21 protein-coding genes are annotated in these 24,725 nt (G+C 69.7%); 3 read left to right on the plus strand and 18 right to left on the minus strand.

Features of this window, described 5'->3' with window-relative positions:
* Positions 1-8: 8 nt before the first annotated feature.
* Together NYP07_RS08875 and NYP07_RS08880 are read right to left on the minus strand one after the other, a co-directional pair.
* On the minus strand, positions 9-839 hold the full coding sequence (locus NYP07_RS08875) for a LytR/AlgR family response regulator transcription factor (protein WP_268149502.1): 831 nt from the start codon (positions 837-839) through the stop codon (positions 9-11).
* A 157-nt stretch (positions 840-996) separates the two neighbouring features.
* The gene (locus tag NYP07_RS08880) at positions 997-2,106 is read right to left on the minus strand and encodes a sensor histidine kinase (protein WP_268149504.1); all 1,110 of its coding nucleotides are present in this window, start codon (positions 2,104-2,106) and stop codon (positions 997-999) included.
* A 72-nt stretch (positions 2,107-2,178) separates the two neighbouring features.
* Here NYP07_RS08880 and argH point away from each other — a divergent pair, with 72 nt between their 5' ends.
* Complete coding sequence (argH, locus tag NYP07_RS08885) at positions 2,179-3,576, plus strand: argininosuccinate lyase (protein ID WP_268149506.1); 1,398 nt, start codon at positions 2,179-2,181, stop codon at positions 3,574-3,576.
* An 18-nt stretch (positions 3,577-3,594) separates the two neighbouring features.
* Here the strand turns inward: argH and NYP07_RS08890 are convergent, their stop codons facing one another.
* Positions 3,595-6,444 (minus strand): TonB-dependent receptor domain-containing protein, encoded by a 2,850-nt coding sequence (locus NYP07_RS08890; protein WP_276597138.1) that lies wholly within the window; start codon positions 6,442-6,444, stop codon positions 3,595-3,597.
* A 283-nt stretch (positions 6,445-6,727) separates the two neighbouring features.
* Here NYP07_RS08890 and NYP07_RS08900 point away from each other — a divergent pair, with 283 nt between their 5' ends.
* On the plus strand, positions 6,728-7,204 hold the full coding sequence (locus NYP07_RS08900) for a hemerythrin domain-containing protein (protein ID WP_268149508.1): 477 nt from the start codon (positions 6,728-6,730) through the stop codon (positions 7,202-7,204).
* Positions 7,205-7,217: 13 nt separating this feature from the next.
* Here the strand turns inward: NYP07_RS08900 and NYP07_RS08905 are convergent, their stop codons facing one another.
* Entirely contained in the window at positions 7,218-9,191 is a 1,974-nt protein-coding gene (locus NYP07_RS08905; protein ID WP_268149509.1) for a M3 family metallopeptidase, read from the minus strand.
* A gap of 65 nt (positions 9,192-9,256) precedes the next feature.
* Positions 9,257-11,158 carry a propionate--CoA ligase gene (locus NYP07_RS08910; RefSeq protein ID WP_268149510.1) on the minus strand — a complete coding sequence of 634 codons (1,902 nt, stop codon included), beginning with the start codon at positions 11,156-11,158 and terminating at the stop codon, positions 9,257-9,259.
* 234 nt (positions 11,159-11,392) lie between these two features.
* Here NYP07_RS08910 and NYP07_RS08915 point away from each other — a divergent pair, with 234 nt between their 5' ends.
* The gene (locus tag NYP07_RS08915) at positions 11,393-12,133 is read left to right on the plus strand and encodes a C40 family peptidase (RefSeq protein ID WP_338091308.1); all 741 of its coding nucleotides are present in this window, start codon (positions 11,393-11,395) and stop codon (positions 12,131-12,133) included.
* A 36-nt stretch (positions 12,134-12,169) separates the two neighbouring features.
* Here NYP07_RS08915 and NYP07_RS08920 read toward each other — a convergent pair whose 3' ends face one another.
* From NYP07_RS08920 to NYP07_RS08980, 13 genes are all read right to left on the minus strand, one after another.
* On the minus strand, positions 12,170-13,384 hold the full coding sequence (locus NYP07_RS08920; protein WP_268149511.1) for a DUF4382 domain-containing protein: 1,215 nt from the start codon (positions 13,382-13,384) through the stop codon (positions 12,170-12,172).
* Between the two features lie 138 nt (positions 13,385-13,522).
* Positions 13,523-15,565 carry a phenylacetic acid degradation bifunctional protein PaaZ gene (gene paaZ / locus NYP07_RS08925; RefSeq protein ID WP_268149512.1) on the minus strand — a complete coding sequence of 681 codons (2,043 nt, stop codon included), beginning with the start codon at positions 15,563-15,565 and terminating at the stop codon, positions 13,523-13,525.
* Positions 15,562-16,707: an ABC transporter substrate-binding protein gene (locus NYP07_RS08930; RefSeq protein ID WP_268149514.1), complete on the minus strand. Its 1,146-nt coding sequence runs from the start codon at positions 16,705-16,707 to the stop codon at positions 15,562-15,564. Before NYP07_RS08930 ends, paaZ begins: the two co-directional genes overlap by 4 nt.
* A gap of 17 nt (positions 16,708-16,724) precedes the next feature.
* Positions 16,725-17,342 (minus strand): TetR/AcrR family transcriptional regulator, encoded by a 618-nt coding sequence (locus NYP07_RS08935; RefSeq protein WP_268149516.1) that lies wholly within the window; start codon positions 17,340-17,342, stop codon positions 16,725-16,727.
* A gap of 114 nt (positions 17,343-17,456) precedes the next feature.
* Entirely contained in the window at positions 17,457-18,518 is a 1,062-nt protein-coding gene (gene paaE / locus NYP07_RS08940) for a 1,2-phenylacetyl-CoA epoxidase subunit PaaE (RefSeq protein WP_268149518.1), read from the minus strand.
* Between the two features lie 5 nt (positions 18,519-18,523).
* Positions 18,524-18,991 (minus strand): 1,2-phenylacetyl-CoA epoxidase subunit PaaD, encoded by a 468-nt coding sequence (paaD, locus tag NYP07_RS08945; protein ID WP_268149521.1) that lies wholly within the window; start codon positions 18,989-18,991, stop codon positions 18,524-18,526.
* Entirely contained in the window at positions 18,991-19,755 is a 765-nt protein-coding gene (paaC, locus tag NYP07_RS08950) for a 1,2-phenylacetyl-CoA epoxidase subunit PaaC (RefSeq protein WP_268149523.1), read from the minus strand. The genes paaD and paaC overlap by 1 nt, the downstream gene beginning before the upstream one ends.
* The gene (gene paaB, locus NYP07_RS08955; RefSeq protein ID WP_268149525.1) at positions 19,755-20,048 is read right to left on the minus strand and encodes a 1,2-phenylacetyl-CoA epoxidase subunit PaaB; all 294 of its coding nucleotides are present in this window, start codon (positions 20,046-20,048) and stop codon (positions 19,755-19,757) included. Before paaB ends, paaC begins: the two co-directional genes overlap by 1 nt.
* Before the next feature lie 11 nt (positions 20,049-20,059).
* A complete protein-coding gene (paaA, locus tag NYP07_RS08960) occupies positions 20,060-21,064 on the minus strand; it encodes a 1,2-phenylacetyl-CoA epoxidase subunit PaaA (protein ID WP_268149527.1) in 1,005 nt (334 codons plus the stop codon).
* A gap of 12 nt (positions 21,065-21,076) precedes the next feature.
* A complete protein-coding gene (paaK, locus tag NYP07_RS08965) occupies positions 21,077-22,375 on the minus strand; it encodes a phenylacetate--CoA ligase PaaK (RefSeq protein ID WP_268149529.1) in 1,299 nt (432 codons plus the stop codon).
* Entirely contained in the window at positions 22,372-22,800 is a 429-nt protein-coding gene (gene paaI, locus NYP07_RS08970; protein ID WP_268149531.1) for a hydroxyphenylacetyl-CoA thioesterase PaaI, read from the minus strand. Before paaI ends, paaK begins: the two co-directional genes overlap by 4 nt.
* Positions 22,801-22,802: 2 nt before the next feature.
* Entirely contained in the window at positions 22,803-23,606 is an 804-nt protein-coding gene (locus tag NYP07_RS08975; protein WP_268149533.1) for an enoyl-CoA hydratase-related protein, read from the minus strand.
* Positions 23,607-23,695: 89 nt separating this feature from the next.
* On the minus strand, positions 23,696-24,634 hold the full coding sequence (locus NYP07_RS08980) for a carbohydrate kinase family protein (RefSeq protein WP_268149534.1): 939 nt from the start codon (positions 24,632-24,634) through the stop codon (positions 23,696-23,698).
* Positions 24,635-24,725: the final 91 nt, after the last annotated feature.

Genomic DNA, 24,725 nt, shown 5'->3' on the forward strand with positions numbered 1-24,725 from the left:
AGGCATCCTCAGCCCTTCAACCCCGCCAGCGCCTCCCGCACCGCCGCCACCTGGCGCCGGGACACGGCCAGCCATTCGTCGACATGGACGATGCGCACGGCCCAGCTGTCGGCGGCCTCGGCGCCATCGCCGCCGTCGAGTTCGCCGAAGCCGGTCGGCGCATGGCGCTCCAGATCGCGCACGGCCCAGCGGGCCACGAGGGCGTTGCGGTGCACGCGCAGGAAGCGCTCGCCCCAGCGCTGCTCCAGGTCCGACAGCGCGCCGTCGAGCACATGGCTCTCGCTGGCGGTGCGCAGCGTCACGTATTTGAGCTCGGCCTTGAAGTACAGCACCTCGCTCACCGGCACGCGCTTGAGCCGGCCCCGGTCGGCGATGGTGATGAAGTCGGTCTCGGGCGCGGCCGCCGCATCGCCGGCCTGGGCCGGCTGCCGGGCCTGCACGGCGCTGCGCTCGGCCAGGCGCTGGGCGGCACGGGCCAGCGCGGCCTGCAGGCGCTCGCGGCGCACGGGCTTGGTCAGGTAGTCGATGGCGTCGAGCTCGAAGGCGCGCAGCGCATGCATCGCGTGCGCCGTCACGAAGACGATCATCGGCGCCGCCTGACCGGCGGCCATGCGCTGGGCCAGACTGTCGGCCAGCTGCAGGCCGTCGACCCCCGGCATCTGCACGTCCAGCAGCACGAGGTCGCAGCCATGCTCGCGCAGCCAGGTGGCGGCCTGGGAACCGGTGGCGGCCTCGGCGACGACCTCGCAGCGCGGTTCGGTGACGGCATCGACCAGGCCGCGCAGGCGCAAGCGTGCGAGCGGCTCGTCGTCGACGACGAGGATCTTCAACGGACTCAACGCATACCTCCGTGCTGCATGGTGATCGGGCGGGGTGCCGGGAATCCTATCGTCGGATTGACGCGCAGCGCCGCGCCGCGGCGGCGGCATCGCGAGCGGACATCGTCAACTCGCGGCTCGGCACGGTCCGCAAGGCCGGCTGGGGAACCGAGTCTGCTCAGACCGGCACGACGATGCGCACCGAGAAGCGCCCGTCGGCCGGCTCGATGTCGAAGCGCGCGGCCACGTCGTGCATCAGGCGCAGGCGCTGGCGCACATTGCGCAGCGCCAGGCCGTGGCCGGCCGTGCGGGCCGGCCCGCCGACCGTGTTGATGACGCCGATCACGACCTCGGTGCCGCGCCGGGCCGTCATGACCTCGATCTCGCCGCCCTCGTCGTTGGGCTCGACGCCGTGGCGCACGGCGTTCTCCACCAGCGGCTGCAGCAGCAGCGGCGGCACGCGTGCCGCGTCGGCCGCGGCGTCCAGGTGCCAGACGACGCGCAGCCGCCTGCCGAAGCGGATCTGCTCGATGGCCAGATAGCGCCTGGCCAGCTCCACCTCCTCGCCCAGCGTGACCGACGCGCTGGCGTCGGCCAGCGCCACGCGGAACAGTTCGGCCAGGTCCTCCAGCACGCCCTCGGCACGCGCCGGGTCGACCTGCACGAGGGCGATGGCGCTGTTCAGCGTGTTGAACAGGAAATGCGGCCGGATGCGCGACTGCAGCTCGACGAGCTGGGCCAGTGCATCGGCCGGGCGCTGGCTGTGCTCGCGCAGCTTGAGCCAGGCCAGCAGCATGGCCGCGCCGCTCGCGCCGGCCGCGGCCACGCTGCCCCAGCGCCAGGGCGACGCGGGCTCGTCGCCGGTCAGGTTCAGCAGCGCGAAACCCATCAGCGCACCCGCGGCGCCCAGCGCCATCAGCGCCGCCCATTGCGCCGGCTCGGGCAGGCGCGGCCACAGCCGCTTGGCGGCGCAGACCAGGATCAGCCAGGACAGCACCGCGAACATCGTGACGACGGTGCCGTTGGCCGTCAGCATCAGCCATTGCCAGCCGTCCCGCGCGACGATGGCGGCGCCCAGGGCCAGCAGCAGGTGCACGCCCAGCACGGCGCGCAGCACCAGGCCGACGTGGCAGACGTCGAAGGCGCGCGTCGGGTCCAGCAGCGGCGCCGAGCTCAGCTCCGGCAGCTCGGTGGGCGCAAACCCCAGCCACTGGCTGACCTGGAGGGAGTCGTGCCAGACGCTGTGCCCTGGCGCGGGCGGGCGACGCTTGAAGAAGGACGGCGGCATGGGCGAAAGGAGCGGCGTTCGATAATGCCGGGCTGCGCGCGATTGTGCGCGCCGAATTCCGACGCCCGCCCCATGTCTGACAACCAACTCGCCAACAAGTCCCAAGCCTGGTCCGCCCTGTTTTCCGAGCCGATGAGCGACCTGGTCAAGCGCTACACGGCCAGCGTCGGCTTCGACCAGCGCCTCTGGCGCGCCGACATCGCCGGCAGCCTGGCGCATGCGGAGATGCTGGCGGCCCAGGGCATCCTGAGCGCCGAGGACCACGCCACCATCCAGCGCGGCCTGGGCGAGATCGCCGCCGAGATCGAGGCCGGCCGGTTCGACTGGAAGCTCGACCTGGAGGACGTGCACCTCAACATCGAGGCGCGGCTGACCGAGCGCGTCGGCATCGCCGGCAAGCGCCTGCACACCGGCCGCAGCCGCAACGACCAGGTCGCCACCGACGTGCGGCTGTGGCTGCGCGGCGAGATCGACGAGATCTCCGGCCTGCTGGCCGCGCTGCAGCGCGTGCTGGTGGACAAGGCCGGCGAGCATGCCGGCGTCATCCTGCCCGGCTTCACCCATCTGCAGGTGGCCCAGCCGGTCAGCTTCGGCCACCACCTGCTGGCCTATGTGGAAATGTTCGCCAGGGATTCGGAGCGCCTCGCGGACGCGCGCAAGCGCGTGAACCGCCTGCCGCTGGGCGCCGCCGCGCTGGCCGGCACCAGCTACCCGCTGGACCGCGAGCGCGTGGCCCGCACGCTGGGCATGGAGGCCTGCAGCCAGAACAGCCTGGACGCCGTCAGCGACCGCGACTTCGCGATCGAGTTCAGCGCAGCCGCCACACTCGTCATGCTGCACATCTCGCGCCTGTCCGAGGAACTGATCCTGTGGATGAGCCAGAACTTCGGCTTCATCGCGCTGCCCGATGCCTTCTGCACCGGCTCGTCGATCATGCCGCAGAAGAAGAACCCCGACGTGCCCGAGCTGGCACGCGGCAAGACCGGCCGCGTCGTCGGCCACCTCGTCGGCCTGGTCACGCTGATGAAGGGCCAGCCCCTGGCCTACAACAAGGACAACCAGGAAGACAAGGAGCCGCTGTTCGACACGGTGGACACGCTGAAGGACACGCTGCGCATCTTTGCCGACATGCTGGCCGGCCTGAGCGTGAAGCCCGAGGCCATGCGCGCCGCGACGCTGAAGGGCCATGCGACGGCCACCGACCTGGCCGACTACCTCGTCAAGAAGGGCCTGCCCTTCCGCGACGCCCACGAGGTCGTCGCCCACGCGGTGAAGACCGCGACGCAGCAGGGCGTGGACCTGGCCGCGCTGACGCTGGACCAGCTGAAGACCTTCGACGCCCGCATCGAGGCCGACGTGTTCGATGTGCTGTCGCTGGAAGGCTCGCTGAACGCGCGCAACGTGCTGGGCGGCACGGCGCCGGCCCAGGTGCGCGCGCAGGTGGCGCGGCACCGGGCACGGCTGGGCTAAGGCCCAGCCCGGCGGGGTTTACAGGAACCTGTATTCCACCGCCAGCCGCAGCACGCGGCCCATGACGTCCTCACGGTTGTCCGGGATGATGCCGCCCTGACCGAAGCTGCGGTAGTTGATCGGCGGGCGACGACCCAGCACATTGCGCAGGTTCGCGCTCAGGGTCAGCGCCTTCGTCGGACGCCACGCCAGGTTGTAGTCCAACCGGTTGTAGCTGTGCACCTGGCACTGGTTGGCATCCAGCTTCTTTTTGTTCGCGCAGTCACCCACGCTCCAGTTGACCACGCCGTTGGTGGCGTCGAAGTAGTCGCCCGTCAACGTGGTGCTGCCCGTCCAGAAGTAGGTCAGCGTGTGCGTCCAGCTGCCCCACTCCTGGCTGGCTCGCAGCTTGAAGTTGAAGCGCGGGAAGCCCCAGCGGCCGGCGAGGTTGTCGCCGTAGCGGTTGTCGGACGTGCTGAACTGCTTGAACTCCAGCAGATAGGTGGAATCGAAGTTCACCGACACGTTGCCGAGCGGATCGCTGAACTGGCTGGTCATGGTCCAGTCCACACCGCTGGTCTTGGTCTTGCCCAGGTTCACGAACTGGCCGCTGACCAGGTTCAAACGCCCTGCGCCCGGCGCGTACTTGGCGACCTCGGCCGGCGTCTTGAACGTCGGGTCGTTGCTGAAGTCGGGCGCACGCACGATGGTTCCGGCAGGCTGCTGGCTCTCGGCGTTGAGCAAGTCCGACACGCTCTTGGTGCCGATCTCGTTGACGCGCTCGATGGCGTAGTAGTCCAGCGTCGTGCTGAACGACTTGACCGGCTGGAAGGCCAGGCCGAACGTCATGATGTGCGAGGTCTCGGGCTTCAGGCCCGGGTTGTTGCGCACCACATTGGCCACACCCATGCTGCAGTCGTCGATGGCGTCGGCGCGGGCCTGCAGCAGCGTCTTGTTGGGATCGCTGTCGGGCAGAGCCTTGGCCTGCGCAGTGAGGTCGCTGATCAGCGCGCTCGCGGCATCGCAGCGCTTGGGGTCGCTGACGCCGGGCTGGAAGGCCGACTTGCTGGATGCGGCGCTCTCGGTCAGATTGGGCGCACGGAAGCCCCCTTCGACCGAGCCGCGCAGCATCAGTTGCGGCATCAGTTGCGCGCGCACGGCCACCTTCGGGGAGAAGTGCGCGGCAAAGCCGGGGAACTTGTCCAGCCGGCCGGCCACCTGGGCGTCCAGGGCCTTGGTCACCGGCAGGTCGGCCTCGACGAACAGCGCGCCGAAGCTCCGGCCGGCGTCGGCACGCACGGTGCCCAGGCCCACGATGTCGCCCGACGCCGACAGTGCGTCGGGCGCGATCTTCATGGTCTCGTGGCGCAGCTCGAAACCCGTCGCGATATTGATCGGGCCGCCGGCGAGGCTGCCGAACTCGGTGGTGGCCTTGCCGTCCAGGAAGGTCTGGTTGATCTTGGCGTCGTAGCCGAAGGCCGGGAACAGCTTGTTCAACACGGCGTCGCTGTTGGTCTGGCCGATCTTGTAGCCATTGGGCTTGTTGAAGAAGTCGGCGTCCAGCGTGTCCTTGTTGTAGTCGCCGATGACCTCCTTGAAGCCGCTGTCGCTGAACTGGCCGCGCTGGCGTTGCGTGGTCGTTCCACCCATCATGCCCACGGCGGACTCCCAGTCCCAGCCCTGCCAGTCGCCCTTCAGGCCGGCGAGCACGCGGTACTGGTCGGTCGACACCTTGTTGGCCTGGTTGTCGTCCACGAAGCGATAGCGGAACTCGACCTCACCGCCGGTCTGGTTGAGGGGATGCTGGGCCGGAAGGCCGCGGTAGACGAAGGTGCGGGCGGCATTGGTGTTGGGGTCGCCCCAGACGACATTGGCGGCGGCGGCACCGTAGGTCTGGTGCGCGCTGTAGTAGGCATTCTTGGTGTTGGAGTACAGCGCTTCCGCAAAGCCCTGCATATGGTCGGAGACCTTGAACTTGGCCGAGACGATGCCGCTGAGCCGGTCCGCCGAGGGCTGCACCGAGAAGCGCTGGTAGCGGTCGTACATGCACAGCGTCTTCGACGCGTTGAACGTCGTGCAGCCGGCCACGGGCCCCTGGCCAATCACGTTGCCCGGGTAGCTATAGCTGGAGAACGAGCCGAAGCTGGACGAGAACGCCTTGTAGGCGGGGTTGCTGTACTGGAGCACATCACGCCAGAAGAAGTCGCCGCGGTGGTAGTAGTCGACATTGGCGAGGACGTTGAAGCCGTCGGTCGCCAGGTTGCCGACGCCGCCGGTGACCGCAAAGGACTGGTCCTTGAACTGCTTGGACTTCAACGACTCCTGGGCGTTGGCGCTGACCGTCAGCCCCTTGAAACTGCTGCGCGTGACGATGTTGATGACACCGGCCACGGCATCGGAACCGTACAGCGCCGAGCCGCCGCTCTTCAGCACCTCGATGCGCTCGATGGCGTCCACCGGCAGCGAGTCGAGGTTGGAGAACACCTCGTTGTAATCGGCCAGCGGGTAGGCCGCGATGCGGCGCGAGTTCAGCAGCACCAGCGTGGACTGCTTGCCCAGGTTGCGCAGGCTGGCACCGGTGCCGCCGTTGCCGAAGGAATTGCTCCCGTTGAGGTCCGACAGCGTGCCGCTGTTGAAGCCGGGCAGCATCTCCAGCAGGTCGCGCGTGGTCGCCACGCCGGAGCGCTGAATCTCCTCGCGGCTGATGAGGGTGATGGGGTTGGCCGTCTCGTCGGCGATGTTGATGCGCTTGATGCGGCTGCCGATGACCTCGACGCGTTCGAGCTCCTCGCGCGCGCCGGGCGCGGCGGCCTGGGCCTGGGCCGGCAGCTGAGCCACGCCCGCCAGCGCCAGGGCTGCGGCGAGTGGCTTCAATGCTATGTGCTTCATGATGAAGAAAGATCCTTGGTGAGGAAAAGGTGTCACACCGACAGATAGGCCAGCGGACGACGAGCCTTCCGAATGGGAAGAAGCGGCGCACTCTATGTAATGAGTTGTTCGCGCCCAGACGGGTTTTCCCAATACCGCAGCGCCCGCGCCACAGCAGGCATGACCAAACGCATATCGATATCCGCTCGCCTTGGTGGCACGACGGCGCAATCGCAAGGTCAGGGTCCATCCACCTTGCGATGGCTCAAACCGGTTGTACGAATGCACGCTTAGCATCTGGCCCATGAGCACCCTTGCCTGGACCGAATCCCTCGTCCTGAACAACCCCGAGCTGGACACCACCCACCAGGAGTTCGTCGAGCTGCTGAACGCCTTCGGCGCCGCACTGGACGGCGGCACCGACGCCCTGCCCGCCTACCACGCGCTGCTGGCCCACACCGAGGCCCATTTCGCGATGGAGGAGGACTGGATGGCGCGCTGCGGCTTCGAGGCGCAGAACTGCCATGCCGGCCAGCACGCGATGGTGCTGAACGTGATGCGCGAGGCGCTGCGCTATGCGAACGAGCTGAACGACCGCGAGCCGCTCGCCATCCTGCGCACGGAGCTGGCGGGCTGGTTCCCGCAGCACGCCGAGATGATGGACGCGGCTCTGGTGTTCACGATGGAGCAGGTCGGCTTCGACCCGGCGACGGGCGTATGCCGCCAGCCGATCACGGCAGCCGCGGCGCACGGCTGCGGCTCGGGCAGCTGCGGCGGCTGACGGCCTCGGCGACCTACTTCTTCAGGTCGTCGAAGAAGGCCTGCGAATTGCCGTCGCGGCCCAGGAAGTCCCTGACCAGCTCGGCCGCGGGCTTCTGCGCGCCCTGGCTCAGCACGCGCTCGCGGTAGCGCTGGCCGACCTCGGGCGAAAGCTTGTCCGCCGCGAACGCGGTGCGCAGGTCCATTGCGACGACCAGGCTCCACAGATAGCCGTAGTAGCCCGCGCCATAGCCGCCGGCGATGTGGGCAAAGCCGGCCGGGAACATCGTGCCGGGCACATAGCCCAGCGGCGTGGCGCCCTCCATGCGGGCCCACAGCGGCAGCGGCGCGGGCTTGGGGCTTTGGTGCAGGGCCAGGTCGTAGCTCGCATACAGGTGCTGGCGGCCGAACTGCATGCCCTTGCCATAGGCCTTGGCGGCCACGGCCTGGTCGACCATCGCGTCCGGCACCGGCTTGCAAGCGGCGCAGACCTCCTGCATCAGCTTGAGCACCTGCTTGTCGTAGACCCAGTCCTCCAGCATCTGCGACGGGGCCTCGACGAAATCGTGCACGACGGCCGTGCCGGCGAGGCTGGCGTAGCGGGTGCGGGACAGGTCGGCATGCACCGAGTGGCCGAGTTCGTGCAGCAGGGTCTCCACCTCGTCCAGCGTCAGGCCGTTGCGGTCGAAGTTGACGACCAGGGCCGCCGCGGGCGTGCGGGCGATGCGCGTGGCGCTGCCGCGCAGCGGCCAGACGGCGGCGTGGTTGTACTTGCCGTCGCGCGGGTAGAGGTCGACGTAGAGCTGGGCGATGGGCTTGCCGCTGGCCGCATCGCTGACGACATAGGTCTGGGCCTCGTCGTGCCAGAGCTTGTTGGCGATGCGCTCGTACTTGACGCCCATCGTCTTCTCGATGACGTGCAGCGCGAACTCCAGGCTCTGCTGCGGCGGGAAGTAGGGGCGGAAGGCGTTCTGGTCGACGCTGAACTTCTCGCGCTTCACGCGCTCGCCGTAGAAGGTCGCGTCCCAGCGCTCGATCCGGGTCTGCTCCAGCGCCTGGCCGAGGTGGGCGGCCTTGTCGGCGCGCAGCTCCTGCAGCTCGGCCTTCTCGCGCGCGTTGACGGCGCCGGCCACCGAGTCGAGGAAGCGCGTCGCCGTCGCGCCGTCCTTGGCCATGCGGCGGCGCAGGTTGAAGTCCACGTAGTTGTCGAAGCCGAACAACCTGGCGTACTCGCCGCGCAGCGTGGCGATCCGGGCCAGCAGGTCGAGGTTGGCCTGGCCGCCCTCGTCGGTCTTGGCCCGCCACATGCGCTCGCGCGCGACGCCGCTCTCGGCCAGGCGCATGACGGGCACATAGCTCGGATAGTCCACGCCGAGCAGGATGCGGCCCTGGTCGTCGCGCCTGGCCTTGTCCCACACGCTGGCGGGCACGCCCTTGAGCTCGGCCTCGGTGAAGGCCACGCGGGTGCCGGCGTCGCGGATGTTCTTGTTGAACTGCTGGTCCAGCTCGGTGAGCTTGTCCAGGATCTGCTTGGCACGCTGCCGCTTGGCCTTGGGCAGGGCCACGCCGCTGTCCTCGAACTGCCCCGAGGCCAGGCGCACGAACTCGGCGTCGATGCCGTCGGCCTGGGGGGCCTTCTGCAGCGCGCGGTAGATCTTCTCGTTCTGGCCCAGGCTGGAGCCGAAGTCGGCCCAGCGCAGCGAGCAGGCCTGGGCCGCGTCGCGCACCGCCTTGTCGGGGTGGACGTTGAGGACGAAATCGGTCGGGTTCTGGTGGTCCTCGAGATAGACCGCCAGGTCGTCGAAGGCGGCCAGCCAGCCGGCGTCGACCTTGCGCTGCTCCAGCGCCTGCACGCGCTTGCGGGCACCTGCGAGGCCGCCGTCGCAGGCCTGGTTCACGTCCGCGACGGAGCCGAACGCGGGGAAGTTGGAGGCCGGCAGCTGCGGGGCTGCCTGCGCGGCCACGGCGGCCAGCGCCAGCGCGGCCAGGGTGGTCAGGACGGGTTTCATCGCGTCTCCTTGTGGGAAGGCGCGATTCTGGCGGCCGGGCGGCGGCCCAGCCGTTCGGCATGCCCCTATTTGCGCAGCAGGGTTTGCACCTGGGTCAGCGCGCTCGGGTCGTCCAGCGTCGTCAGGTCGCCCGGGTCGCGGCCCTCGGCCACGGCCTGCAGCGCGCGGCGCAGCAGCTTGCCGGAGCGGGTCTTGGGCAGCAGGGTCACGAAATGCACGCGCGCCGGCCGCGCCACGGCGCCGAGCTGGGCGTCGACATGCTTCATGACCTCGCCCTCCAGCGCGAGCGAGGCCTGGCCCGGGTCGCGCAGCACCGCGAAGGCGATGGCGACCTGGCCCTTGAGCGCGTCCGCCACGCCGACGACGGCCACCTCGGCCACGGCGGCGTGGCCGGAGATGCATTCCTCGATCTCGCGCGTGCCCAGGCGGTGGCCGGCCACGTTGATGACGTCGTCCGTGCGGCCGAGGATGAAGGTGTAGCCGTCGGCGTCGCGCAGCCCCCAGTCGAAGGTCGAGTAGACCTGCCGGCCCCCTTCACGACCAGGAATGCTGCGCCAGTAGGTGTCGACGAAGCGCGCGTCGTCGCCCCAGACGGTCTGCAGGCAGCCCGGCGGCAGCGGGTGCTCGATGACGAGCACGCCCTTCTGGTCGGCCCCCAGCTCCGCGCCGCTGTTCTCGTCGAGCAGCTTCACGCCATAGCCGTACATCGGCACGCCGGGCGAGCCGAAGCGCGTCGGCACGGCCTCGACGCCGGGGATGTGGTGGGCCACCGTCAGCAGCGGCCAGCCGGTCTCGGTCTGCCAGTAGTTGTCGATGATGGGCACGCCCAGGCCCTCGGCGATCCAGCGCGCGGTCGGCTCGTCCAGCGGCTCGCCGGCCAGGAAGAGCGCGCGCAGCGACGACAGGTCGTGGCGCTTGAGCAGCGCCGCGTCGTGCTTCTTCAGCACCCGCACCGCGGTGGGTGCGCTGAACATCACCGTCACCCGGTATTGCTCCACCAGGCGCCACAGCACGGCGGCGTCAGGGTTGACGGGCGTGCCTTCGTACATCAGCGTGGCCATGCCGGCGATCAGCGGCCCGTAGACGATGTAGCTGTGGCCGACGACCCAGCCGATGTCGCTGCTGGAGAAATAGGTCTCGCCGGGCCGGCCGCCGAAGATGTAGTCCATGCTGGCGGCCAGCGCCACCGCATAGCCGCCCACGTCGCGCTGCACGCCCTTCGGCTTGCCGGTCGTGCCGCTGGTGTAGAGCGTGTAGCTCGTCGCGTTGGACTCCAGCCAGGCGCAGGCCACGCGCTCGCCCCAGTGGCGGCGGCGCAGCTCGGCATGGTCCAGGTCGCGCCCGGCCACGCGCGCAAACGGCGCGAGGCCGCGGTCCACCATCAGCACGCCGGCGGGCTTGTGGGCGGACAGCTCGATGGCCTCGTCCAGCAGCGGCTTGTAGGGCAGCACCTTGCCCGCGCGGCTGCCCGCGTCGGCGCTGACGACGAGCTTGGGCGCGGCGTCCTCGATGCGGCTGGCCAGGCTCACCGACGCGAAGCCGCCGAACACGACCGAGTGGATCGCGCCGATGCGCGCGCAGGCCAGCATCGCGAACGCGGCCTCGGGGATCATGGGCATGTAGATCAGCACGCGGTCGCCCTGCCCCACGCCCTGGCCCTGCAGGATGGCCGCCATGGCCTCGACCTCGGCCTGCAGCTGCGCAAAGCTGTAGACCACCTCCCGGCCCACCTCGGTCGACACCCAGATCAACGCGCGGTCGTCCGGCCGCAGCGCCGCGTGGCGGTCCACCGCGTTGTGGCAGAGGTTGGTCGTGCCGCCGACGAACCAGCGCGCAAACGGCGGGCGGCTGACGTCGCAGATCTGCTGCGGCGGCGTCTGCCAGTCGATGCGACGGGCCTGGCCGGCCCAGAAGGCGTCGCGCTCGGCCAGCGAGCGGGCATGGAATTCGGCGTAGGTCTGCGTCATGCCGAAAGTGTGGAGCGCAGGCACTGACAAAAGTCTGACCCGTGTGGCGTGACAGAATTCAGGGTTTCCACCGAGCCCATGCCGGACCAAGCCGGGGTTTGCCCTGAAAATTACAAGCTTTACGTCCGCTTGGGTTGACGCTGCCGGGGTCCCCTCCTACGCTGCGCGCCGCTGTCCCTTCTCCGCTATCGCGGCCGCTCGCGGCCCGCTTCTGGTTCCCGCCTCCGTTCCCGAATGTCCCTGGTTCTCTCCGCTGCCCTGCTGAATCGCATCGCTGCTGCCGGCCTGCTCGCCGCGGGCTGCGCCGTGGTGCAGGCGCAGGGCCTGGCCCAGGCCGCCACGGCGCCGCCGCCGGGCACGATGATGGGCGCCTACGGCCAGAGCCTGCAGCAACAGCAGCCAGCCACGGTGGACAAGGCCGCGCCGGCGGCCAAGCCGGCGCCGGCGGCCAATGGCAACGCGGGCGATGCGGTCAGCCGCTTCCTCAGCGAGCGTGGCCTGCTGAACGCCAGCGAGCCGAGCGCGCCGGCACGCCTGCTGAGCACGGTGCGCGACACCGCCTCCGACCTCGTGCTGTCGGCCATGAACTTCCTCGGCGTGCGCTACACGCGCGGCGGCAACTCGGTCGAGAACGGTTTCGACTGCAGCGGCTTCACGCGCCACATCTTCGAGATGAGCGTAGGCCTGGTGCTGCCGCGCCGTGCCGACGAGCAGGCCAAGGACAGCAGCCTCGCGGCCATCCGCCGCGACGAACTCAAGCCCGGCGACCTGGTGTTCTTCAACACCATGCGCGCCACCTTCAGCCACGTCGGCATCTACGTCGGCGAGGGCAAGTTCATCCACGCCCCGCGCACCGGCAGCGCCGTGCGCGTGGAGGACATGCGCGACGCCTACTGGGCCAAGCGCTTCACCGGCGCGCGCCGTGCCGACCTGAAGGCCGCGGCGTCCGGCGAAGGCGCGCCGCTGGCGCGCTGAAGACCGCGGGGCGCCGGCGGCGCCCCCTGCCCTGCGTCAGAAGCCGAAATTCAGCACCGCGTCGGTGCTGAGCGTCAGGCTCTGGGTCTTGGGCGTCGTCACGCCCGAGGCCAGCGCCTCGAAGCGGTACTTGGCTGCGTCGGCCGGAGTGCTCGTCCACGTGAAGCTGGTGGGCGAGGCCATATAGGGCGTCAGCACCGGCGCCGCGAGCGGCAGGCGCATCGAATAGGCGCCGCTGGCGGCGTCGGCGTTCGCGAAAGCCACTTCCACGCTCGGCCCACCCGTCAAGGCCTGCAGGGCGCGCACGCTGCCTTCGGTGTTGGCGGTCGAGCCGGCCAGCGTGACCGTGCCGCTGACCGTTGCCGATGCGGCCGAGGCCGGCGGCGTCAGGCGCACCGTGTCGCTGCCAACGTAGGTGTAGGCCGTCGTCGTGACGGGCACGCCGGTGACGACCGCGTTCGCGCGGCCATTGGCCGTGACGACGAGGTCATAGCTGCCGGCCGGCACCGGGTAGAGCACGAACTTGCCGGTCGCGTCGGTCGGCGTCGCGCGCACCGGCACGCCGGCCGACTGCACGCTCACCGTCGCGCCACCGTTGGCCAGGCCCGCGTCGACGAAGCCGACGATGCGCATGCCGGCGTCGCTGAGCATCGGGATCAGCGACAGCACCGGCTTCATGATGATCTTGCCGGAGTTGCCGGCGCGCACGAAGGACTTGCAGGCATCGAAGTCGATCGCGAAGTCGGCCACCTTGTCGGCCGCCACGGTCATGCCGGCATTGAGCTTGATGCCGCTCTGCGCCGCGCTCGGCGTGTCCACGGCCTGCTCCGCGCCGCCGGTGGGCACCACCGAGTTGGCCAGCGGGTTGGCCGGGGTGTTGGCCGACAGCACGAGGCGCAGTTGCTGGTAGCTGCCGGCCGGCAGCTGGGTCTGGCCGAGCGTCGTCAGCGCGCCGTTGGACAGCGCCAGCAGGTCGATGCGCTGCGGCGTGGCGAGGGTGATGTCCGTCCAGCCCGCATCCGTGGGCGCGGCCGATGCGCTGCCGTTCACGCGCACCTTCTCGACGGTCACGTAGACATGGTCGAAACCGCAGGCGGGCGCGTCGGTGATCGAGACGCGCAGCGTGCCGGTGGTGCTGGCCATGGGCTGGCCGGAGTAACCGCCGCCGCCACCGCAGGCGGCCAGCGCAGCCGCGGCAATGACGGGCAGGCCGAAGCGGGCCACGGATCGATGGATAGCTTGTTGTGACATGGAAGACTCCTCAACGACTCGGAAGTCGTCAGCGTAGGGTCGCCCGTGTCGGCGGGTTGTCGGTGGCTGCAGAGAAGCGCTGTCAGCGGCGTCCGACAGGCTTGCACGAGCCTGTCGGACAGCGGCCGAAGCGCCGGGTCAGCCGGCGCTGCGCTTGGCGACGAGGGTCAGGATCTCGTAGCTCGCGCAGAGCTCGCCGCGCTGGTTGGTGACGGCCACGTCCCAGCCGATGACGCCCTGGGCAGGCTGGTCATCGCGCGGCGGGCGGTCGATCTTGCGCTTTGCCGTGAGCCGCGCCTGGATGGTGTCGCCGATGGCCACCGGCGTGACGAAGCGCAGGTTCTCCAGGCCGTAGTTGGCCAGCACCGGGCCGGGCGCCGGGCTGACGAACAGGCCCGCCGCGGCCGACAGCACGAAGTAGCCGTGGGCGATGCGCCTGCCGAAGGGCGAGGCCTTGGCCGCGACATCGTCGAAGTGCATGTAGAAATAGTCGCCCGACAGGCCGCCGAAGGCGACGATGTCGGCCTCGCCGACGGTGCGGCGATGCGTCAGCAGGCTCATGCCGACCTCGACGTCCTCGAAGTGGCGGCGGAAGGGGTGGACCTCGCTCTCGGTCACGGCGCCGCCGCGCTGGTACTCGCCGGTGACGGCGCTCATCATCGTCGGCGAGCCCTGCACGGCGCAGCGCTGCAGATAGTGCTTGACCGCGCGCAGGCCGCCGAGCTCCTCGCCGCCGCCCGCGCGGCCGGGGCCGCCGTGTTTGAGCTTGGGCAGCGGCGAGCCGTGGCCGGTGTTCTCGAGCGCCGCCTCGCGGTCCAGCACCAGCATGCGGCCATGCCAGGCGGCGAAGGTCGGCACGGCCTGGGCGGCCAGGGCCGGTGTCTTCGTGCAGACGGTGCCGACGAGGCTGCCGCGGCCGAGCGTGGCCAGGTGCAGCGCCTCCTCGAAATCGCCATAGGGCAGCAGCGTCGTCACCGGGCCGAAGGCCTCGACATGGTGGGCGTCGCTGGCGGCCGGGTCGCGCGCCAGCAGCAGCGTCGGCGCGAAGAAGGCGCCGTCGCCGACACCCTCGCCCTTGGGCGCGAAGCCGTCTTTCGCGGACAGCAGCACCTCGCATTGCGCAGCCAGCTGAGCCACGCGCTCGGCAACGTCGGCCTGCTGGGCCTTGCTGGCGAGCGCGCCCATGCGCACGCCTTCGACGGCGGGGTCGCCCACCACCGTCTTGGACAGCCGTGCCTTCAGCGCCGTCGCGACCGCATCGGTCAGATGGCGGGGCACCAGCGTGCGGCGGATGGCCGTGCACTTCTGGCCGGCCTTGGCCGTCATCTCGCGGGCCACCTCCTTGATGAAGAGGTCGAACTCCGGGTCGCCGGGCGTCACGTCGGGCGCGAGGATGGCGCAGTTCAGGCTGTCGGCCTCGGCGTTGAAGGGGATGCTCTTCTTCAGCAGATTGGGGTGGGCCTTCAGCATCAGCGCGGTGTCGGCGCTGCCGGTGAAGGTGACCACGTCGGCCTCGTCCAGGCGCTCGAACAGGTCGCCCGTGCCGCCGATGATGAGCTGCAAGGCGCCGGCCGGCACCAGGCCCGAGTCGACGATGAGGCGCACGCAGGCCTCGGCGACATAACTCGTCGCCGTGGCGGGCTTGACCAGGCAGGGCATGCCCGCCAGGAAGCTGGGCGCAAACTTCTCCAGCATTCCCCACATCGGGAAGTTGAAGGCGTTGATGTGCAGGGCCGCGCCGCGCTTGGGCACCAGCACATGGCTGCCGATGAAGTGGTTGTTCGCGCCCAGGCGCATGGCCGGGCCTTCGTGCAGCACATTGCTGCTGGGCAGGTCCTTGCCGCCGATGGAGGCATACGCGAACAGCGTGCCGATGCCGCCCTCGATGTCGATCCACGAGTCGGCCCGCGTCGCGCCGGTGTGGGCGCTGATTGCGTAGAGCTGCTCCTTGCGCTCCAGCAGATGGGCCGCCAGCGCCTTCAGCACGCGGGCGCGGTCCTGGAAGTGGGTGCGCAGCAGGCCGGGCAAGGCCGTGCCGCGCGCGTAGGCCATGGCCTCGGCGAAATCGAGGCCTTCCTCGTGCGTGTGCGCGACGACGCGGCCGTTGATGGCGCTGGCCAGCGGCTTGGCCGCCTTGGCGCCGACCCAGCGGCCGGCGATATAGCTCTGCAGGGTGTTCACTTGATCAGCTTCCAGGTTCCGTTCTCGATCTTGACCATCACGCGGGCGCGCTGGTCCAGGCCCAGGTGGTCTTGCGCCGACATGTTGAACACGCCATGCGCGCCGGCCACGTTCTTCACGTTCTCCAGCGCGTCGCGCAGCGCGGCGCGGAAGGCCGGCGTGCCCGGCTGGGCCTTCTTCAGCGCCTCCGGTGCGGCGGCGGCCAGCAACTGGCCGGCGTCCCAGGCATGGCCGCCGAAGGTCGACACCGAGCCCTTGCCGTTGGCACCCTCGTATTTGGCGATGTAGTCCTGCGCGCTCTTCTTCACCGGGTGGTCAGCCGGCAGCTGGGCCGCGACCAGCACCGGGCCGGCCGGCAGCAGCGTGCCCTCGACGTCCTTGCCGCCCACGCGCAGGAAGTCGTTGTTGGCGACGCCGTGGGTCTGGTAGATCCTGCCGGCATAGCCGCGCTCCTTCAGCGCCTTCTGCGGCAGGGCCGCGGGCGTGCCCGAGCCGGCGATCAGGATGGCGTCGGGCCGGGCCGCGACGAGCTTGAGCACCTGGCCGGTGACGGAGGTGTCCGTGCGGTTGTAGCGCTCGCTGGCGACGATGTTGAGCTTCTTGGTCGCCGCGATCTTGTTGAACTCGCCCCACCAGCCCTCGCCGTAGGCGTCGGCGAAGCCGATGAAGGCGGCCGTCTTCACGCCGCTGTCCACCATATGGGTCACGATGGCCAGGGCCATCATGATGTCGTTCTGCGGCGTCTTGAAGACCCAGCGCTTCTTCGCGTCCATGGGCTCGACGATGCGGGCCGAGGCCGCCATCGAGATCATCGGCGTGCCAGCCTCGGCGACGGCATCGATCATCGCCAGCGAGTTGGGCGTGACGGTGGAGCCGATGACGATGTCGACCTTGCTGTCGGTGATGAGCTTGCGCGTGTTGGCGACGGCCGTGGTCGTGTCGGAGGCGTCGTCCAGCACGATGTAGTTGACCCTCTGGCCGGCGATGGTCGTGGGCATCAGCGCGACGGTGTTCTTCTCCGGGATGCCAAGCGAGGCGGCCGGGCCGGTGGCGGACAGCGTGACGCCGACGTTGATGTCGGCCTGCGCGGCCAGGCTCAGCGTGGCGGCCAGGGCCAGGGCGAGTTGCTTGAATGGCTTCATGGGTTCGTCTCCTCGGGTTATGGGATGAGGGCGGGCTGCGGCGCCTGGACCGCGCCGAGGCCGCCGAAGAACAGGTCGCTGACCAGCGCCGCGAGCGCCTCGTGCGACAGCTCGCCGTCGGGGCGTAGCCAGGTGAAGGTCCAGTTGATCATGCCAAAGAGCAGCATGGTCAGGGGCTTGTGCAGCCGGGCGCCGCGCAGCTCGGGCCGCACGAGGCACAGGGCCGCCGCGAACTCGTCGACGACGCGGCGCTCCACGTCCAGCAGCCGCTCGCGCTCGGCGTCGGCCAGGAACTTGATCTCGCTGGTCAGCACGCGGTGCTGGGCCTGGGCGTCGGCATAGGCGCGCGTGAAGCGCTCGATCAGCGCGCGCAGCTGCGCGTCGGGCGCGAGCTGCAGGGCCTTGATCTCCTCGACCAGGGCCAGCAGCGCATGCACATGGCTGTCGCAGATCTGCGCGAGCAGCTCCTGCTTATCCTGGAAGTAGTGGTAGAGCGTCGGCTTGGCCACGCCGCAGGCCTCGGCGACCTGGTTCATCGACGTGGCGCTGAAGCCTTGTTCGGCGAACAGGCGGGCGGCGGCGGCGAGGATGTCCTCGCGCTGGGCTTCGAATCCGGGGGCGCGTTTGCGGGCCATCTCAGCAGGTCCGGAACACAAAATTGCAACCACAGAAGCACTGAGGCACGGAGGAATTCAAAAACTCTTGCATTTGCCCAGTGTCTCAGCGCCGCGTAGTTGCACCGGGCGTCTTCAGCGTTCGTCGAAGGAAATGACGACGCGCTCGGTCAGCGGATGCGCCTGGCAACTCAGGATGAAGCCGGCGGCGACCTCGTCCTTGTCGAGGGCGAAGTTCTTGTCCATGCGCACCCGGCCCTCGACCAGCTTGCAGCGGCAGGTGGAGCAGACGCCGCTCTTGCAGGAGAAGGGCACGTCCATGCCTTCGCGCGCGGCGGCGTCGAGCAGGCTGGGGTCGCTGGTGTGGAACTCGATCTCGCGCGAGATGCCGTCGCGGATGACCGTCACGCGGGCCTCGGGTGCGTCGCCGGGCTTGACCTCGTGCGGCACGGGCTTGCCGGCCAGCGTCTCCGGCGTGCCGAAGCGCTCGATGTGGATACGCCCGGCCGGCACGCCTGCGCCCAGCAGCGCGGCCTCGGCCTGGTCGTTCATCTCGAAGGGGCCGCAGACGAAGGCTGCATCGATGCCGGCCGCCGGCACGGGGCCGGCCAGGAAGGCGCTGAGCTTGCCGGCGTCCAGGCGCCCGCCGTAAAGCGGCGCGTCGACGGCCTCGCGGCTGAAGATCATGTGCAGCGACAGCCGCGTCATGAAGCGGTTCTTCAGGTCTTCGAGTTCTTCCTTGAACATCGTCGACGCGGTGCGGCGGTTGGCGTAGATCAGCGTCGCGCGGGCCGCCGGCTCGCGCTCCAGCAGCGCGGTCAGCAGGCTGAGGATGGGCGTGATGCCCGAGCCGCCGGCGATGAATAGCACATGGCGTCCCTCGGCGCGGGCCGCCGGCATGACGAAGCGGCCCTGCGGCGGATAGGACTCGACGATGTCGCCGGCCTTCAGCTGCTCATGCACCCAGCCCGAGAAGGCGCCGCCGTCGACGCGGCGGATGCCGACCTTGAGCTGGCGGTCCGAGCAGATGGAGTAGCTGCGGCGCAGCTCCTGGCCGCCGACGCTGGCGCGCAGCGTCAGGTACTGGCCGGGCTCGAAGCCGAAGCCCTCCGCCGGGGCCTGGAAGCCGACGACCATCGCGTCGTCGGTGTCGCGCTCGACGGAGGTCACGCGCAGGGGGTGGAAGTGCAAGGCCATCGTGTTTAGATCGGCTTGAAGTATTCGAAGGGCTCGCCGCACTCGATGCAGCGCCACGTCGACTTGCACGCGGTGGAGCCGAAGCGGGAGAGTTGTTCCGTCCTGCCGCCGTCGCAGCGCGGGCAGCGCAGCTTGGGCACGACGCGGATGGCCTGCTCGGCGCTGCACTGCGGCGGCACGATGCCGTAGCGCTGCAGCTTCTCGCGGCCCTCGGGCGTGATCCAGTCGGTGCTCCAGGCCGGCGAACGCTGCATCGTGACGGTCACGCGGCCGAACTCGGCCAGCGCGGCGCGCACGTCGTCGGCGATCAGCTCGGTGGCCGGGCAGCCGCTGTAGGTCGGCGTCAGCACGACCTCCAGGCCCGCGCCGGTCTCGCGCAGTTCGCGCACGATGCCCAGCTCCACCAGGCTGATCGCCGGGATCTCGGGGTCGGGCACGGCGGCAAGCCGGGTGCGGGCTGCGGCGAGGTCCATTACCAGGCGCCCCCGGGATAGGCGCGCTGCAGGTATTGCATCGGCGCCAGCAGATGGCCCAGGTGCTCGCTGTGCACGCCGAGGTGGCCCTGGGGCTGCATCGCGCTGTCGCGCGGCAGGCTCAGGCCGGCCTCCTGCATCAGCGTGGCCCAGCGGGCACGCCAGTCCGCCTCCAGCTCGCGCCAGGCCGGGCCGGTGCCGTCGACGCCGGCGGCCGCGAACAGCTCGTTGAAGTAGGGCCACAACAGGGCCAGCGCGGCCTGCATGCGGGCCTTGGATTCGGCCGTGCCGTCGCCCAGGCGCACGGCCCAGTCGCTGCTGTGCTGGCGGTGGTAGCGCACTTCCTTCAGCGACTTGGCGGCGATGCCGGCCAACTCGGTGTCGGCACTGGCCTGCAGGCGCTCGTAGAGCAGCTCCAGCCAGAGGGACAGCGCCGCATTGCGCAGCGTGGTCAGCGCGAAATCGCGGCCACCGCTGCCGTCGCTGGGGCTGGCCGCGGCATTGGGCAGTTCGACCAGCACGATGTTGCGGTAGTCGCGCTCCTCGCGCAGGAAGGCGAGTTGGTCCTCGTCGCGGCCGGCGCCTTCGAGCGCGCCGGCAAGGGTCAGCAGCGCGCGGGCCTGGCCGAGCAGGTCCAGGGCCATGTTGGACAGGGCCAGGTCTTCCTCCAGCACCGGCGCATGGCCGCACCACTCGCCCAGGCGCTGGGCGTGGATGAGGCAGGTGTCCGCCAGTTGCAGGACGTAGTTGAGCTTGGCGTCCATCACATGTGGTTCAGTTGTTCCGGCAGTTCATAGAACGTCGGATGGCGGTAGATCTTGTCGTCGGCGGGCTCGAACAGGCTGCCCTTCTCGACCGGGTCGCTGGCGACGATCTGTTCGGAGCGCACGACCCAGATGCTGGTGCCTTCCTGGCGGCGCGTGTAGACGTCGCGCGCCATCTGGATGGCCATGGCCGGGTCGGCGGCGTGCAGGCTGCCGCAGTGCTTGTGGTCCAGGCCCGCCTTGCTGCGGACGAAGACTTCCCACAGCGGCCATTCGTTCTTCGTGTTGCTCATGTCGTGATCCTTCAAGCGGCTTCGGCCTTGGTGGCCTGCTTCTTCGCGTGGGCCATCGCGGCCTCGCGCACCCAGGCCCCTTCATCCCAGGCCTTGTTGCGGGCGGCCAGGCGCTCGCGGTTGCAGGGGCCCTCGCCGCCCACCACGCGCCAGAACTCGCTCCAGTCGATGGCGCCGAAGTCGTAGCTGTCGCGCTCGGCGTTCCACTTCAGGTCGGCGTCGGGCACGGTCACGCCGAGGATCTCGGCCTGCGGGATGGTCGCGTCGACGAACTTCTGGCGCAGTTGGTCGTTGGTGACGCGCTTGATGCCCCAGCGCATGCTCTGCTCGGAGTTGGGCGAGTCCTTGTCCGCCGGGCCGAACATCATCAGCGACGGCCACCACCAGCGGTTCACCGCGTCCTGCACCATGGCCTTCTGCCGGGCCGTGCCCTTCTGCATCATGACCAGGAGGCTCTCGTAGCCCTGGCGCTGGTGGAAGCTCTCCTCGCGGCAGACGCGGATCATGGCCCGCGCATAGGGCGCGTAGGAGCAGCGGCACAGCGGCACCTGGTTCATGATGGCCGCGCCGTCCACCAGCCAGCCGATGACGCCAATGTCGGCCCAGCTCAGCGTCGGGTAGTTGAAGATGGAGCTGTACTTGGCCTTGCCGGACAGCAGCGCCTCGGTCATCTCGTCGCGGCTGGTGCCCAGGGTCTCCGCGGCGGCGTAGAGGTAGAGGCCGTGGCCGCCCTCGTCCTGCACCTTGGCGAGCAGGATGGCCTTGCGCTTGAGCGTGGGAGCGCGCGTGATCCAGTTGCCCTCGGGCAGCATGCCGACGATCTCGCTGTGCGCATGCTGGCTGATCTGGCGCACCAGCGTCTTGCGGTAGTGCTCGGGCATCCAGTCCTTGGCCTCGATGAAGTCGCCGGCGGCTATGCGGGCCTCGAAGGCCTCCTCGCGGGCCAGTTCCTCGGCGCTCTTGACGACCTTGGGCTTGGCCTCGCGGGCCATCAGGTCCATGGCTTGGGTATACATCTCAAGCTCCTTTCACTTCTTGCGTTGGTCCACGACGCGGCGGGCCTTGCCGACCAGCGTGCGTTCGATGGACTCCGGCGCCTCGACGCTGATGCGCGCCGTCACGCCGATGAGGTTCTTGATGCGCTCGGACAGCCGCCGGCCGATGCCGTCGTCGCTGGCGCCCAGGGCCAGTTCGCAGCGGATGAGCAGTTCGTCCAGCAGACCGTCGCGCGTGACGACGAGCTGGTACTGCCCGCCCAGGCCCTTCTCCTGCAGCACGAGTTCCTCGACCTGGGTCGGGAACAGGTTGACGCCGCGGATGATGAGCATGTCATCGCTGCGGCCGACGATCTTGCCCATGCGGCGCATGCTGCGCGACGTGGGCGGCAGCAGGCGCGTCAGGTCGCGCGTGCGGTAGCGGATGACGGGCATCGCCTCCTTGGTCAGCGACGTGAACACCAGCTCGCCCTCGCTGCCGTCGGGCAGCACCTCGCCGGTCTCGGGGTCGATGATTTCCGGATAGAAATGGTCTTCCCAGATGACCGGGCCGTCCTTGCTCTCGATGCACTCGCTGGCCACGCCCGGCCCCATCACCTCGGACAGGCCGTAGATGTCCACCGCGTCGATGCCGGCGCCGGCCTCGATCTCGCGGCGCATCGCCTCGGTCCAGGGTTCGGCGCCGAAGATGCCGATCTTCAGCGACGACTCGCGCGCATCCAGCCCCTGGCGCGCGAACTCCTCGACGATCACCTGCATATAGCTCGGCGTGACCATGATGATGTCGGGCTTGAAGTCGTTGATCAGCTGCACCTGCTTCTCGGTCTGGCCGCCGCTCATCGGGATGACCGTGCAGCCCAGCCGCTCGGCGCCGTAGTGGGCACCCAGGCCGCCGGTGAACAGGCCATAGCCATAGGCCACATGCACGAGGTCGCCCGCACGGCCGCCGCCGGCGCGGATGGAGCGCGCGACGAGGTTGGCCCAGTTGTCGATGTCCTTCAGCGTATAGCCGACCACGGTGGGCTTGCCCGTCGTGCCGGACGAGGCGTGGATGCGAGCCATCTTCTCGCGCGGCACGGCGAACAGGCCGAAGGGGTAGTTCGCGCGCAGGTCCAGCTTGGTCGTGAACGGGAACTTGGCGAGGTCGGAAAGCTGCTTCAGGTCGGACGGGTGCACGCCCTTCTCGTCGAACCTGGCCCGGTAGTGAGGCACGTTGTCGTAGGCGTGCTGCAGGCTCCAGCGCAGGCGTTGCAGCTGCAGCGCCTGCAGTTCGTCGCGGCTGGCGGTCTCGATGGCTTCGAGGTCGCCGGGGCGGGGAGATTTGACTGTCATGCTTCGAATACCTTGCGTTCGCCGAGGCGGTAGGAGCGGCCGCGGAACATCGCGATCAGCTCGTCGTGCTGGTTCTTCACCGTGATGTCGTACAGGCCCGTGCGGCCGGCCAGCGAGGCCTCCTCGGCCGTCGCGGTCAGCACGTCGTTGAGCTTCGCCGACTTCAGGATGTCGATGCCGAAGCCCGAGGCCACGGTCAGCGCGTTGCGGCTGTTGCAGGCGAACGCGAAGGCCGAATCGGCCAGCGTCGCGATCAGGCCGCCGTGGCAGATCGCGAAGCCGTTCAGCATGTCGGCCCGCACGGTCATCGTCAGCACGGCGCGGCCCGGCGCGATCGCGGCGATCCGCAGGCCCAGCATGCGGCTGGCGGCGTCGTCCGCGAACATCACGTCGCGGACCTTGTCGGCAGTGGCTTGCGCGTCCATCTTCAACGGTCCTGGAACTCGGGCTGGCGTTTGTCCATGAAGGCGGCCACGCCCTCCTGGTAGTCGTAGGCGAAGCCGAGCTGGCTCTGCAGCGCGGCCTCGCGCTTGAGCGCGGGCTCGAACTCCAGCTTCAGCGCATCGTCCAGCGCACGGCGCGTCTCGGCCAGCGCGCGGGTGGGCATGGCGGCCAGCTTCTGGGCCAGCGCCATCGCGGTGTCCAGCAGTTCGGCATCGGGCACCACGCGCGCGATCAGGCCGATGCGCTCGGCGTCCACCGCCTTGAGCCTGTCGCCCAGCAGCGCCAGCTCCAGCGCCTTGGCACGGCCGACGAGGCGGGGCAGCAGCCAGGTGCCGCCGCAGTCCGGGACCAGACCGATCTTGGAGAAGGCCTGGATGAAGCTCGCACCCTCGCTGGCCAGCACCAGGTCGCAGCCCAGGGCCATGTTGGCGCCCGCGCCGGCCGCGACGCCGTTGACGGCCGCCACCACCGGCACCGGCATGCTGCGCAGGCGCAGCGCCAGCGGGATGTAGTAGTGGTCCAGGATCTGGCCAATGTCCTTGGGCGCCGCGCCCGGCTCGCGGCTGGGCGCCACATGCGGGTCGGCCAGGTCCTGGCCGGCGCTGAAGGCCCGGCCCGCACCGGTGATCAGCACGGCGCGCGTCGCGCCGTCGGCCGCCGCCGCCTCCAGCGCCTGGCGCAGCTGGCCCAGCATGGCCGCGGTCAGCGCATTCAGCGCCTCGGGGCGGTTCAGGCGCAGCAGGCGCACGGCGCCGTGCTGCTCGATCTGGATCAATTGCTCGGACATGGAATTCCTCTACCGACCGGTCGGTTAATCGTAAAAGCCTCCTTGACCTGGATCAAGTGGATGACGGGAAAACCCTAGCCTGGTTCGAACTAGAGCGCGACGACCTCGACGTCACCGGCCAGCGCCGCCACCTGCTTGGGCAACGGCGGCACGAAGCCCGTGGCCGTGCAGGCCGCCGCACCCGCGGCCAGCGACCAGCGCAGATGCTGTTCGACCGGCGCCGCGGCATTGCGCATCAGGCTGTCCAGCAGGCCGGCCAGCGCCGCGTCGCCCGCCCCCATGGTGTCGACCACGTCGACCCGCGGCGGCCGGGCCGAGCATTCCTCGACGCCGTGGTAGAGCGTCGCCCCGGCGTCGCCGCGCGTCAGCAGCAGCCAGGCACCGGGGTTCCAGGCCGCGATCTGGGCCAGGCCGGAGCGGTGGTCGGGCAGGCGGAACAGCCCGCGCAGGCCTTCGTCGGACACCTTGATGACGTCGGCCAGGCGGCACATCTGCTCCAGCGTGTCGTCGTAGCTGGCATCCATGGGCGCGCGGAAATTGGGGTCGTAGCTGATGAGCCGGCCCTCTGCCTTCAAGCCCTCGGCCAGCGCCCGCAGCCGCCCGGCCAGCGGCTCGCGCAGCAGGCCCAGGCTGCCGAAATGGGCCCAGCGCAGCGAGCGCGTCCAGCCCATCGGCAGGCCCTCGGGGCGGAAATGCAGGTCGGCGCTGTCCTGGCCGATGAAGAAATAGCGCGGCGGGTCCAGCTCGTGCACGATGGCCAGCAGCGGCGGGCGGGCCAGCTGCTGGATGAAGCGCATGTCGAGATTGGCCTCCTGGCTGACACGCCAGATCTCGGCACCGAAGACGTCGCGGCTGACCGCGCCGCCGAAGGCGCTCAGCTGCCCCAGCGTCGACATCGCCACCGCCACATTCCAGGGCGAGCCGCCACAGGCACTGCGCCAGCTGTCCGGCCCGGTGCGGATCAGGTCCGTCAGGGCCTCGCCGAAGGCGATGAAGTGCGGCAAGTCGGGGTGAAGGATCCGTGCCATTCGCGGCAATTCAAGCGCGCCTGGGCGGCCACTGCAAGACCCCGGGATTAGGGCCTGTTCACGCTACGGGGATCGGTGCGATCCCCGTAGC

The sequence above is a fragment of the Pelomonas aquatica genome (genome assembly GCF_026712205.1).
Lineage (GTDB): Bacteria > Pseudomonadota > Gammaproteobacteria > Burkholderiales > Burkholderiaceae_C > Pelomonas > Pelomonas aquatica.